Source organism: Streptomyces niveus, from assembly GCF_001723055.1.
GTDB classification, from domain to species: Bacteria; Actinomycetota; Actinomycetes; order Streptomycetales; family Streptomycetaceae; genus Streptomyces; species Streptomyces niveus.
In genome coordinates this window covers 23,827-36,861 of record NZ_MDCR01000036.1, presented here as the reverse complement: position 1 = coordinate 36,861, position 13,035 = coordinate 23,827, and the positions used below count along the sequence as shown (strand labels likewise).

Here is a 13,035-nt window from a genome sequence, read left to right as displayed (position 1 = left end):
CGCTAGCGTCCGAGGCGGCCTCTGACCATTCCGACCAAGGCGTTCATCTCTTCGATACGCAGTTTTCGGGCGACGACGAAGAAGCCGCCCAGCAGGACGATCCCGCCGACCGCCAGCGCGGTGAACGACCCCAGCACCTCGCTGCCGAGCTTCTCCAGCACGAAGTAGGCGGCGGCGCCGGCGGCGATCGTGCCGGGCACGGACGCCAGGCAGAGCCTCGCGTACGTACGCAGGACGTGAGAGCCGTCCAGATCGCCTCCCAGCACCTTCTTGAGCCTGCGCCAGGCGATGCCCACGCCGACGGCGTAGGCGAGGCCGTACGAGGCGGCCATGCCCACGACAGCCCAGCGCGAGGGCAGGACGACGAAGCAGACGGCGGAGGCGGCGGCGTTCACGGCGGCCACGATGACCGTGTTGTAGAAGGGAGTTCGGGTGTCCTCGTACGCGTAGAAGGCACGCAGCACCACGTACTGCACGGAGAAGGGGATCAGCCCGAGCCCGAAGGCCATCAGCATGTAGCCCATGGAGCGCGCCGACTCGATGCCGGACGAGCCGAAGATCAGGGTGCACATCGGGATGCCGAGCGCGACGAAGCTGAAGGCGACGGGGACGATCGCGACGGCCGAGTTGCGCAGGCCCTGCGAGATGTCGTCGCGTACGGCTCCGGTGTCGCCGTCGTGCGCCGAGCGGGAGAGCCGGGGCAGCAGGGCCGCCATGACCGAGACGGTGATGATGGCCTGCGGCATGCCCCAGATCAGCTGGGCGTTGGAGTAGGCGATGTAACCGGCGCCCTGGGTGCCCGAGTCGACGCCCGCCGCCGTGGAGAGCTGCGAGACGACCAGCACACCGGCCTGGTTGGCGAGGACGAACAGCACGGTCCACTTGGCGAGCTTGGCGGCCTTGCCGAGGCCGTGGCCGCGCCAGTCGAAGCGCAGCCGGATGCGGAAGCCCGTCTCGCGGAGGTAGGGGATCATCGCGAGGGCCTGGACGGTCAGACCGAGCACCACACCGACACCGAGCAGGCGCTCCGCCTGCGGCGGGATGGAAGCGACCGTCATCCCGGAGTCCTCGGCGGCGCCGTACACCCAGATGAACATGACGAGCGTGGCGATGATGATGATGTTGTTGAGGACCGGCGTCCACATCATCGCGCCGAACCTGCCACGGGCGTTGAGGATCTGCCCCATCACCACGTGCACGCCCATGAAGAAGATGGTGATCAGGCAGTAGCGCACGAAGGTGACGGCGACGTCGTTGGCGGCCGGGTTGTCGGCGATGCTCACCGACATCAGGCGCACCAGCAGCGGGGCGGCGAGCACCGAAAGCGCGGTCAGTGTGCCGAGGATGACGATGACGAGCGTGAGCAGGCGGTTCGCGTACGCCTCGCCGCCGTCCTCGTCGTCCTTCATCGCGCGGATGAGCTGCGGGACGAAGACCGAGTTGAGACCGCCGCCGATGGTCAGGATGTAGATCATCGTCGGCAGGGTGATGGCGAGCTGGAAGGTGTCGCCGAGGGTGGCGGCGCCGAGCGCGGCCACGATCAGGGCGGAGCGTACGAAGCCGGTGAGCCGCGAGACGAGCGTGCCCGCCGCCATCACGGCGCTGGACTTCAGCAGGCCCGAGGCCCGTCCGCCGGCCTTCTTCGCGGGCGCCGGCGCGGGGGCCACCTCGGGGGCGGCGGCCTGCGGTCGGCCCGTCCCCTGCTGATCGCGGAACAGATGCGCGAAGGCGTCGGGGCCCTCTTCGTCGGTACGGGCCCGGGTGACGAGCTCGTCGACGCCCATGAACTGTGTGGTCCGCGCGTCGTCCCCGAACGGAAGATGGCGGGAGGGGCCGTCGGGCTCCGGCGGCGGGGGCTGCGCCCAGACACGCGGATCGGGCGCGTACTGCTGCACCGGCGGCTGCTGGTAGAGCGGCGTCGTCTCCGGATAGGTGCCGGGAGGCGGCGGCGGGTGCGCGGCGCGGTCGTACAGCGCCTCGGACACCGGGTCCTGCGCCGAGAGGTCCTGCGCGCGGTAGGGATCGGGGTGGTACGCGTCCTGGACGTACGGATCCTGGGCGTAGGCGTCCTGCGCGTACTGCTCGGGGCTGTACGGGGCCTGGGCGTACGGCGGTTGGGTGTACGGACCCTGGGCGTGCGGGCCTTGAGGGTACGGACCCTGGGGGCCCGGGGCGTACGGGCCGCCCTGGCGGTACGGATCCCGCGCTGCGGGGTCAGGCACGGTGGCGTTGGGGTCGGCGGCGGGAGGCTGCGGCGGAACATGCCCTGCCGGATCGCCGCCAGGACCTTGCCCGCGGTCACCGTCGTACGGCGCGTTCATGGTTTACCCCACCTCATCGTCCCCGGCCGGCCGGCCACGACATCCTCAACGGTCCACTTTCTCACCCTTGCCCGACGGGTCCCCGCTTTCCGGACGGGTGTCCGGGGTCGGGTCACTCGGCTGCCCGGGTTCGGCGCCGTTGATGTCTGCGGGAATCTTCTCCGCCGAGGGGGCAGCGGCGGGTGCCGGGGTGGGCTCCGTGCCGTCGTCGGCGGGGTCCTCGGAGTCGTCGCCGCGGGCGTCGCCGTCGGCGGTGTCCCCGTCGGAGTCGTCGGCGTCGCCGGCCTCGGCCTCGGCGGCGTCCGCGGCTGCCTTGTCCTCGGCCGCCTTCGCCGCCACCGCCCGCTTGCGCTGGCTGTACATCTTGACCCCGGCCAGGACGAGCAGCAGCACACCGCCGGCGATGACGAGCATCACCGTGGGAGTCAGCTCGGAGACCCGGACCTGGAACGACATGGGATTGCCGTACGGCCGTCCGTCGGCGGTGTAGAGCTGCGCGGTGAGGCCCACGGGCCCGTTGGCGTTGGCATCGCCGGTGAACTTCACGACCTGGGTGTGTCCGCCGTCGATCTTGATCGTCTGCTGGGCGACCGCACTGCCGTCGTCCAGCTTCAGACGGGTCTTGTTCGTGGACTTGAGACGCAGGACGAGGTGGTCGACACCTTGCAGCAGCTGGTTCTGGACCGTCACCGGGATGGTCGCGCTGCGTCCGGACAGGGTCAGTTCCGACTTCTGGATGAGCTGGACCTCACCGGTGAGGCTCACCAGATAGCGGTTCACCGAGCCGCGGTACTCCCTGGCGCCTGTCGCGTCGCCCCGCCAGGACGTCGAGAGCGCCCGGTTGACGGCGTTGGCGAAGGGCGTCGCGACCCGGTCGGGCAGGGTCAGGATCGCCTTGAACTTCCCGAGGCGTTCGTCGATCCCCTTGATCTCCTCGAACGCCGACGGGGGGAGTTCCTGGTCACGGAGCTTGTCCGGATACCGCGAGGCGCCGGGCACCTTCGTCGTGGCGTTCGTGTCGGGCTTGGCTGCGGCGGCGGCGACCAGGTCGGACGACTGCGTCCAGCGCTGCCCGTCCAGCCCCTGGAGGGCACGGGCCATGGACTGCGCCTGGCTGGCCGACGGCGTCCGCTGCGGGGCGACGACGATGTTGCGCTGCTTCGAGGAGTCCTGGAGGGTCACGGCCAGCGACTGGGCGAGGAACTTCTGGACCGCCAGCGTGGAACTGCCCGCCGTGGTCACGTCGCCCTCGAAGGCCGTGGACAGCCGGGTGTCGCTGACGACGGCCGTCGTACCGCCGCCGATGGGCCGTGCCGCGCTCGCCGTGTACGGCAGGTTGTCCTGGATGCTGTCGCTGCGCGAGATCACCTTGTCGGCGCCCGCGGAGGTCGCCACATCGACGATCGACGGATCGACGGCGCCGTTCACGGGCCACGCGAAGTCGGTGGCGGGCTGCGCATGGAGGATGGACTCCACGGTCACCGCCGCGACCTCGCTGGAGCCCTGGAGGTGGCCGAGGGTGCCGGACACGGTCTCGCCGCCGTGGGCCAGGGACGCCAGATCCGGGTCACCGAAGGGCAGGGCGACGATGTGGGGGTTGTCCTGGACGGCCTTCTCCAGGGAGTTGAGCCAGGTCCTGGCCACGAGCTGGTTCTTGCCCGCGACCGTGGAGTTGCCGTCCCTGACGCGGTACGGCTCGGTCATCGCCGAGACGGTGGCGAGGAGGTCCGGGTCGACGACCCAGGTGACGGGGAGCTGGCTGCCGAGGGAGACGAGCTGCTCCAGCCGGCCGCCGGGGGCCAGCTCCTCGGCCAGGTCGTCGTTCTCGAAGAGGGGGGTCTGCTGGTCGTCCGAACCCGTCTCCGCCGAGACGTGCGAGGTGGAGATCAGCGGCCAGAGATAGGTGAACTTGGTCCTGGTGTCCACCGACTCCGGCTGCCACGGCAGGAACGTCCGCCGGACGCCGAGGGTGTGGTCGTAGGGTTCGGCCGCCGTCCGGCCCGTGAGCGTCACGCCGAGCTGGTAGACACCGTCCGCCCCCAGGCCGAGCTTGCTCACCGGCACCGACAGGGCGAAGTCGTAGCTGATGCCCGAGGCGAGCTTCTTGAACTCCACCTTGTACTTGCCGCCCACCGGCAGCGGGTCGTACGTGGTGTCGTTGGAACGCTCGACCGCGTCGTCGATGGCGGTCCGGCCGGTCAGCTGCGGGCCCACCCGGAGATCGACCTGGGCGTCGGTGACCGGCTTCTTGCTCTTGTTGGTCACCGTCCCGGAGATCGTGAGGGTGTCGCCCTTCGTCGGCGCGCTGGGCGCCAGGGTGTCGAGAGCGATGGAGACGGTGCTCGACCCGGAGGGCTCGGCCGTGGTGCTCGCCGGGGACGCCGTGACAGGGCCTGAGGCGGCCGTCGAGGGGGTCGAGACGGCAGCGGTCGCCTGCGGAGCCGCGAGGCCCCCCAGTAGCCCGGCCAGGAGCGGCACCCCTGCGGCCACGGCGCCGGTGCGCCCCAGCCATCGGCGGGCAGGAGAGTGCTTCATCCCCTGGATGTCTGCCGCCTCGGCCACGCGCCCGCCCGTCCCTCATCGTCGTCAATGGTCGTCGTCGATTGTGCGTCCACGCATGGTAACGATGTGCGCTGTGACGAAGTGCCGGGGACCGACCCTCATGATCGGAAGAATCTCATGGGCCGGGGCAAACCGGTGCACCGGAAACCCGGACGCCGCGGCCGACCGGGGCACGTACCCTTTTCTGTTGTGCCGAACGCCAACGAAGAGACTCCCCTTGCACTGAGCCAGGTGCAGCGCCGCGCGGTCAGCGAACTGCTGCGGGTGTCCCCTGTCGCCGACGACCTCGCCCACCGATTCCAGGAGGCGGGGTTCACACTCGCCCTGGTGGGGGGCTCGGTGAGGGACGCCCTCCTCGGTCGCCTCGGCAACGACCTCGACTTCACGACCGACGCCAGGCCCGACGACGTACTGAAGATCGTCCGGCCCTGGGCGGACTCGGTGTGGGAGGTCGGGATCGCGTTCGGCACGGTCGGTGTCCAGAAGGAGGGCCGGGTCGGCGACGAGCGGCAGGACTTCCAGATCGAGGTCACCACCTACCGCTCCGAGGCGTACGACCGCACCTCGCGCAAGCCCGAGGTGTCGTACGGGGACTCCATCGAGGACGACCTCGTACGCCGGGACTTCACCGTCAACGCGATGGCCGTCGCGCTGCCGCGGAAGGAGTTCATCGATCCGCACGGGGGCCTCCAGGACCTCGCGGCCGGTGTACTGCGTACGCCTGGTACCCCCGAGGCGTCCTTCTCCGACGACCCGCTGCGCATGCTCAGGGCCGCGCGCTTCGCCGCGCAGCTTGACTTCGAGGTCGCCCCGGACGTCGTCGCCGCCATGAAGGCCATGGCGGAGCGGATCGAGATCGTCTCCGCGGAGCGCGTACGGGAGGAGCTGAACAAGCTGATCCTCTCCGGCCACCCGCGCAAGGGCCTGGCGCTCCTGGTCGACACCGGCCTCGCCGGGCGCGTGCTTCCAGAGCTGCCCGAGCTGCGGCTGGAGAGCGACGAGCATCACCGGCACAAGGACGTGTACGAGCACTCGCTGACCGTTCTTGAGCAGGCCATCGACCTGGAGGAGAACGGGCCGGACCTGGTGCTGCGGCTGGCCGCGCTGCTCCATGACATCGGCAAGCCCCGGACGCGGCGCTTCGAGAAGGACGGCGGGGTCTCCTTCCATCACCACGAGGTGGTGGGGGCGAAGCTGACCAAGAAACGGATGACCGCGCTCAAGTACTCGAACGAGCTGGTGCGGGACGTCTCACGGCTGGTGGAGCTGCATCTGCGCTTCCACGGTTACGGGACGGGTGAGTGGACCGACTCGGCGGTGCGGCGGTACGTACGCGACGCCGGCCCGCTGCTGGACCGGCTGCACAAGCTGACCCGCTCGGACTGCACCACCCGCAACAAGCGGAAGGCCGCCGCGCTCTCGCGGGCCTACGACGGCCTTGAGGAGCGGATCGCGCAGTTGCAGGAGCAGGAGGAGCTCGACTCCATCCGGCCCGACCTGGACGGCAACCAGATCATGGAGACGCTGGGCGTCGGTCCGGGGCCGGTGATCGGGGCCGCGTACAAGTTCCTGCTGGAGCTGCGGCTGGAGAACGGGCCCATGGAGCGGGACGACGCGGTGAGCGCGCTGAAGGAATGGTGGGCCGCCCAGCAGAGCTGAGCGCGGGTCGGACCGTGGCTCCGGTCGATGTTTCACGTGAAACATCGACCGGCGGTGGCGGAGTGGGGGTGATGTTTCACGTGAAACATCACCCCCTTCCCTGTGCCTCGTGACCTCTTCCGCTACTTCTTCGCGAGCTTCTTCCAGCGGAACAGCCCGGCCGCGACCACCGCGTAGAGCACCGCCACGCCCAGCACGAGGGGCGCCGAGCGGCCGTCCGGCGGCAGCATCAGTGCGGCGACCCCCGCCGCGCCGACGAAGGCGACGTTGAACAGCACGTCGTAGAGGGAGAAGATCCGCCCCCGGTAGGCGTCGTCCACCGAGGTCTGTACGACCGTGTCCGTCGAGATCTTCGCGCCCTGCGTGATCAGACCGAGGACGAACGCGGCGACGAGCATCGGGGCGGGCGAGAACGGCAGTCCCAGCGCCGGCTCCAGCACGGCCGCCGACGCGGCGCATGTCACCATCCAGCCGAACGCGCCGAGGCGCCCGACCGCCGACGGCGTGACGACGGCGGCGACGAAGAAGCCGGCTCCCGAGACGGCGAGTGCCACACCCAGCAGGGCGAGCCCGTCCTCCTCGGAATGCGACCAGGCGTAGCGGCAGAGCATCAGCACCATCACGGTCAGCGCCCCGTAGCAGAAGCGCATCAGCGTCATCGCGGCCAGCGCGACCGCCGCGTCACGCCGCTCGGCCAAATGGCGCAGCCCGGCGCCGAGACCGCGCGCGGTGGACGCGAGGGCGACCCGCAGCCGTGGCTGGATCAGCCCGGGATCGGGGCCGAGGAGATCGCGCGCCATGGTGACGGAGGCCAGCGCCGAGCACAGATACAGCGCGGCGCCCAGCAGCACCACGGCGGCGTCCGAGTTGGAGAGGACCAGCCGCACCAGGAAGGCGAGACCGCCGCCCGCGGTCGCGGCGAGCGTACCGGCGGTCGGGGAGAGGGAGTTGGCGACGACCAGCCGCTCGTCCTCGACGACGCGGGGCAGCGCGGCCGAGAGCCCCGCGAGTACGAACCGGTTGACGGCGGTCACGGCCAGCGCGGAGGCGTAGAAGAGCCAGTCCGGCAGGGAGCTGAGGATCAGTACGGCGGTGCAGGCGGCCAGCAGGGCGCGCAGCAGATTCCCGTACAGGATGATCTGACGCCGGCGCCAGCGGTCGAGCAGCACCCCGGCGAACGGGCCGATGAGCGAGTAGGGGAGCAGCAGCACCGCCATGGCCGACGCGATGGCGCCGGGAGTGGTCTGCTTCTCGGGGGAGAACACGACGTGCGCGGCCAGCGCGACCTGGAAGACCCCGTCGGCCGCCTGCGAGAGCAGACGCACGGTCAGCAGACGGCGGAAGTCGGGCAGACGCAGGAGCCCGCGCAGATCGCGTACGACAGACATGTGGATCAGAGTCACACACGTCACGGGCGTCACACGCGAAGGGCCCCCGGACGACTGCCCGGAGACCCTTCGACGGTGCGTGTACGAGGAAGAACCGCGCTCCCCCGAGAGGTCTAGCGCTCGACCTCGCCCTTGATGAACTTCTCGACGTTCTCGCGGGCCTCGTCGTCGAAGTACTGCACCGGCGGGGACTTCATGAAGTACGAGGAGGCCGAGAGGATCGGGCCGCCGATGCCGCGGTCCTTGGCGATCTTCGCGGCGCGCACGGCGTCGATGATGACACCGGCGGAGTTCGGGGAGTCCCAGACCTCCAGCTTGTACTCCAGGTTCAGCGGGACGTCGCCGAACGCGCGGCCCTCGAGGCGGACGTACGCCCACTTGCGGTCGTCCAGCCACGCCACGTAGTCCGAGGGGCCGATGTGGACGTTGTCGGCGCCCAGGTCGCGGTCCGGGATCTGTGAGGTGACGGCCTGCGTCTTGGAGATCTTCTTCGACTCCAGGCGCTCGCGCTCCAGCATGTTCTTGAAGTCCATGTTGCCGCCGACGTTCAGCTGCATCGTGCGGTCCAGGACGACACCGCGGTCCTCGAACAGCTTCGCCATCACGCGGTGCGTGATCGTGGCGCCGACCTGCGACTTGATGTCGTCACCGACGATCGGGACGCCGGCCTCGGTGAACTTGTCCGCCCACTCCTTCGTACCGGCGATGAAGACCGGGAGGGCGTTGACGAAGGCGACCTTGGCGTCGATGGCGCACTGCGCGTAGAACTTCGCGGCGGCCTCGGAACCGACGGGCAGGTAGCAGACCAGGACGTCGACCTGCTTGTCCTTGAGGGTCTGGACGATGTCGACCGGGGTCTCGTCCGACTCCTCGATCGTCTCGCGGTAGTACTTGCCCAGACCGTCGTAGGTGTGGCCGCGCTGGACGGTCACGCCCGAGTTCGGGACGTCGCAGATCTTGATGGTGTTGTTCTCGCTGGCACCGATGGCGTCCGCGAGGTCGAGACCGACCTTCTTGGCGTCGACGTCGAACGCGGCGACGAACTCCACGTCCCGCACGTGGTAGTCGCCGAACTGAACGTGCATCAGGCCGGGCACCTTGCCGGCCGGATCGGCGTCCTTGTAGAACTCGACGCCCTGCACCAGCGAGGCGGCACAGTTGCCCACGCCGACAATGGCTACGCGAACGGAACCCATCCTGGTTGCTCCCTGTGTGTGATCTCAATGTTGCGATGAAGCCCCGCGCTGATGCGGAACCTCATGGGGTGGTCTCCCCGGACGGATCCGGCTGGCCGGGGCAGGCCGTCCGAGTCTCCCGTTGTGTTGCTGTTGGTCGTGCTGCCCGTCGCGCCGCCCGCCGGGCTCCGCGAAGGGCCGTTCCGCTCAGGAGCGAGGCTGTCAGGGCCGGGTCGTCGCTGATCCCGTCCCGCCCGCTCGCTCTCGATCAGCTCGTTGAGCCAGCGCACTTCGCGCTCCACGGACTCCATGCCGTGCCGCTGAAGTTCGAGCGTGTAGTCGTCGAGGCGTTCCCGGGTACGGGCCAGAGAGGCGCTCATCTTCTCCAGGCGCTCCTCCAGCCGGCTGCGACGGCCCTCCAGCACGCGCATCCGTACCTCGCGCTCCGTCTGCCCGAAGAAGGCGAAGCGAGCGGCGAAGTGCTCGTCCTCCCAGGCGTCGGGGCCCGCCTGCGACAGCAGCTCCTCGAAGTGCTCCTTGCCCTCCGCCGTGAGCCGGTAGACGATCTTGGCCCTGCGGCCCGCGAGTGACGCGGCGAGCGCCTCCTCGGGGGCACTGCCCGGCTCCTCGATCAACCAGCCGCTCGCGACCAGCGTCTTGAGGCAGGGATACAGCGTCCCGTAGCTGAAGGCCCGGAAGATCCCCAGCGACGTGTTGAGCCGCTTGCGCAGCTCGTAGCCGTGCATCGGAGACTCGCGCAGCAGGCCCAGGACGGCGAACTCAAGGATGCCCGAGCGTCTGCTCACTGCTCGCCTCCTCCGTCGTCCCGGCCACTTATGCCGTCCCGATGTATCGACTCGATACATCGGGACGATAGAACACCGATGCTCATGGGACAAGAGGGACCATCGTGAACGGCGTCACATCACCGATTCACAGCGAGTAACTTGCCTGGTTTGGGATGAAGTTCGGGTCTGGGAGGGGTTTGACCCTGCGTAGTCTGTGCGGCATGCAGACCACCGGGAACCGCGTGACGTGTGAGAGCGTCATCGTTCTGGATGCATGCCGGATGAGCCCTACGGCGGGTACATCCGTATTCATTTCGGGGGGACCGGAACTCAACTGCCGCTTCCAGGCGTACGCGCCTGCCCGAGGAGTAGTCGTTCGATGAGCGAGCACCGTCGCAAACAGCCACCGCCGCAGGGTGGTCAGGGGGGCGGACGAGCCGCGGCCAGGCGTGCCGCCCAGCGGCCGGCCGGCCGCCGCGCGGATCCCTCCCGTGGCGTCCCCACGGCCTCCCACGCCGAATCCGGCGATCCGGAGCCTTCTTACGGAGGCCGGGCCGAAGCACGCAGGGCCGCGCAGCGTGGCCGTGGCGGGGGCCGCCGTGGCGGGGGTGGCCCCGGTCCCGGCTCCGGCCGCGCGCGCGGAGGGCCGCCGCGTAAGAAGCGGATCATCGACTACCCGCGTCACGACAAGGACGGCTGGCAGCGCTGGACGCCCTCCTGGAAGCTCGTGACCGGTCTGTTCATCGGCTTCATGGGCAGCTTGCTGGCCGCGGCGACCATCGCGTACTCCTTGGTCGAAGAGCCCAAGATGAGCCTGGCCGCCACGGCGCAGAACAACGTCTACCTCTGGGACGACGGGTCTCAGATGGTCGCCACCGGTGGCGAGACCAACCGGCAGATCGTCGGGATCGAGCAGATCCCCGCAGCGATGCAGAACGCCGTGATCTCGGCGGAGAACAAGACGTTCAGGGAGGACAGCGGCGTCGACCCCATGGGTATCGGCCGGGCCGTCTTCAACATGGCCAGGGGCGGTCAGACGCAGGGTGGCTCGACCATCACCCAGCAGTTCGTCAAGAACGCCATGCTCAACCAGGAGCAGACCTACACCCGTAAGGTCAAAGAGCTCTTCATCTCCATCAAGGTCGGCGCCGACATGGAGAAGCCCGAGATCATGGAGGGGTATCTCAACACCTCTTACTACGGACGTGGCGCCTACGGCATCCAGGCGGCGGCCCGTACGTACTACGGCAAGGACTCCAAGGAGCTCAACCCGAGCGAGTGCGCCTTCCTGGCGACGCTGCTCAAGGGCGCGACGTACTACGACCCGAACGGCAACCCGTCGATCGACGCGAACGCCACCGAGAAGAACAACACCGAGCGCGCCACGAAGCGCTGGAGTTGGATTCTCGACGAGATGGTGAAGGACAAGCACCTTCCCGAGGCGGAGCGGGCGAAGTACAAGGAATTCCCGATGCCCGACAAGCCGAAGAAGGACGCCCAGCTCGGCGGCCAGATCGGCTACCTCGTGGACCTCGCCAAGGCCTACTTCATCAACAACAACGACCGGGGCATCACGGCCGACGACCTGGCCAAGGGCGGCTACGAGATCAAGACGACCTTCAACGAGAAGAAGGTCAACGCGCTCAACAAGGCCGTCACCGACGTCTACAAGAAGAACATCGACCCCGAAAAGCGCCCGAAGACCGACACCCACGTGCAGTTCGGCGGCGCCTCGGTGGAGCCCGAGTCCGGCAAGATCGTCGCGATCTACGGCGGTCAGGACGCCACCAAGCACTTCACCAACAACGCCGACCAGACGGGTGCCCAGGTCGGATCGACCTTCAAGCCGTACGTGCTGGCGGCGGCGATGCGTGACGGTGTACGCGACCCCAAGCTCGGTCCGAACCAGAGCCTCGAGCAGCGCACGCCGGTCTCGCCGGACAAGAGCCGGTACAGCAGCAAGAACAAGCTGAAGATCAAGGAATACAACGGCGAGATCTGGACCAACGAGGAAGGGAAGGAGTGGCTCCAGCGCAACGACGGTGACGAGTCCTACGGCGACATCGATCTGCGTGAAGCCATGAAGGTCTCGGCCAACTCCCCCTTCGTCCAGCTCGGCATGGACGTCGGCATTCCGCAGGTCAGGGAAGCAGCTGTCGACGCGGGACTGCTGGAGGACAGCCTTCCGAGCGGTGACAACCCCTCGTTCTCCATCGGTATCTCCGACCCCAGCGCCATCCGCATGGCGGCCTCGTACGCCACCTTCGCCGACAACGGCACCCAGCGTGAGCCCTACTCCGTCGAGGAGGTCAAGGAGCGGGGCGTCACCGTCTTCAAGCACAAGGAGAAGGCGGAGAACAAGTTCGACGCCGACATCGCGCACAACGTGACGGACGTGCTGAAGTCCGTGGTCATGGAGAAGGGCGGCACGGGCACCTCGGCCCAGCTGCCGGACGGCCGTGAGGTGGCCGGCAAGACCGGTACCACCGACGGAAACAAGTCGGCCTGGTTCGTGGGCTACACCCCGCAGCTGTCGACCGCCATCGACATGTACCGGCTGGACGACAACGCGGAGAACAAGAACCGCGAGTTCTTGGAGATGTTCGGCACCGGTGGCCAGGACAAGATCCATGGTGCGTCGTTCCCGGCCGACATCTGGCAGGACTACATGACGGTGGCGATGAAGGGGAAGGATCTCCTGAAGTTCCCCGAGCCCGAGCCGATCGGCGAGGCTGTCTACGGCGGCGGTTCGAAGAGCGAGGAGCCGTCCCCGTCCGAGTCGGTGACCGAGTCCCCCTCGGAGTCGGCGTCCGAGTCGGCGCCCGAGTCCCCCTCGACGACGCCGTCCGAGACGGCGTCCGAAACCTGTGACCAGTGGAACGGCTGTGAGGACGGAGGCGCCGGTGATCCGGGTGGTCCTGGCGGCGAGGATCCCGGCGGCGTGATCGGAGGCCCGGGCACTTCGTCCAGTCCGCCACCCTCAACCGGAGACGCCGAGGGTGGCAACAACGGAGGCGGCAACAACGGAGGCGGCATCTTCGGCGGCGGGCGAGGCTGAGGACACCCGGGACCGGCCAGGAGACCAGAGGCCGGACAGGGGTCCGTAACGGGCCGGAAGCCCTGTGACGACACCGAGGCCGCC

The 13,035-nt window shown here is 68.8% G+C and carries 7 protein-coding genes; 2 read left to right on the top strand and 5 right to left on the bottom strand.

Going from position 1 to position 13,035, the window contains the following annotated elements; genetic code table 11:
* Positions 1-2: 2 nt before the first annotated feature.
* Positions 3-2,321: a murein biosynthesis integral membrane protein MurJ gene (murJ, locus tag BHU15_RS05125; protein ID WP_069626061.1), complete on the bottom strand. Its 2,319-nt coding sequence runs from the start codon at positions 2,319-2,321 to the stop codon at positions 3-5.
* A 45-nt stretch (positions 2,322-2,366) separates the two neighbouring features.
* Positions 2,367-4,883, bottom strand: a complete 2,517-nt coding sequence (locus BHU15_RS05120) for a DUF6049 family protein (protein WP_069626060.1) — start codon at positions 4,881-4,883, stop codon at positions 2,367-2,369.
* A 189-nt stretch (positions 4,884-5,072) separates the two neighbouring features.
* On the opposite strand from BHU15_RS05120, the gene BHU15_RS05110 reads away from it, so the two are divergent.
* Complete coding sequence (locus BHU15_RS05110; protein WP_079127906.1) at positions 5,073-6,542, top strand: CCA tRNA nucleotidyltransferase; 1,470 nt, start codon at positions 5,073-5,075, stop codon at positions 6,540-6,542.
* A gap of 122 nt (positions 6,543-6,664) precedes the next feature.
* On the opposite strand, the gene BHU15_RS05105 is transcribed toward BHU15_RS05110, so the two are convergent.
* The 3 genes from BHU15_RS05105 to BHU15_RS05095 all read right to left on the bottom strand — a co-directional run bounded on the left by BHU15_RS05105 (position 6,665) and on the right by BHU15_RS05095 (position 9,911).
* Positions 6,665-7,930: an MFS transporter gene (locus BHU15_RS05105; protein ID WP_069626089.1), complete on the bottom strand. Its 1,266-nt coding sequence runs from the start codon at positions 7,928-7,930 to the stop codon at positions 6,665-6,667.
* 113 nt (positions 7,931-8,043) lie between these two features.
* Positions 8,044-9,126, bottom strand: coding sequence for an inositol-3-phosphate synthase (locus BHU15_RS05100; protein ID WP_031230674.1), 1,083 nt, complete (start codon positions 9,124-9,126; stop codon positions 8,044-8,046).
* Complete coding sequence (locus BHU15_RS05095; RefSeq protein WP_255293026.1) at positions 9,108-9,911, bottom strand: PadR family transcriptional regulator; 804 nt, start codon at positions 9,909-9,911, stop codon at positions 9,108-9,110. Before BHU15_RS05095 ends, BHU15_RS05100 begins: the two co-directional genes overlap by 19 nt.
* A gap of 361 nt (positions 9,912-10,272) precedes the next feature.
* Here BHU15_RS05095 and BHU15_RS05090 point away from each other — a divergent pair, with 361 nt between their 5' ends.
* The gene (locus BHU15_RS05090) at positions 10,273-12,951 is read left to right on the top strand and encodes a transglycosylase domain-containing protein (protein ID WP_069626057.1); all 2,679 of its coding nucleotides are present in this window, start codon (positions 10,273-10,275) and stop codon (positions 12,949-12,951) included.
* Positions 12,952-13,035 lie beyond the last annotated feature (84 nt).

Bases quoted from the DNA above. Each gene is read 5' to 3' on its own strand.
- BHU15_RS05105 (WP_069626089.1), bottom strand. From the start codon at position 7,930: ATGTCTGTCGTACGCGATCTGCGCGGGCTCCTGCGTCTGCCCGACTTC.
- murJ (WP_069626061.1), bottom strand. From the start codon at position 2,321: ATGAACGCGCCGTACGACGGTGACCGCGGGCAAGGTCCTGGCGGCGAT.
- BHU15_RS05090 (WP_069626057.1), top strand. From the start codon at position 10,273: ATGAGCGAGCACCGTCGCAAACAGCCACCGCCGCAGGGTGGTCAGGGG.
- BHU15_RS05100 (WP_031230674.1), bottom strand. From the start codon at position 9,126: ATGGGTTCCGTTCGCGTAGCCATTGTCGGCGTGGGCAACTGTGCCGCC.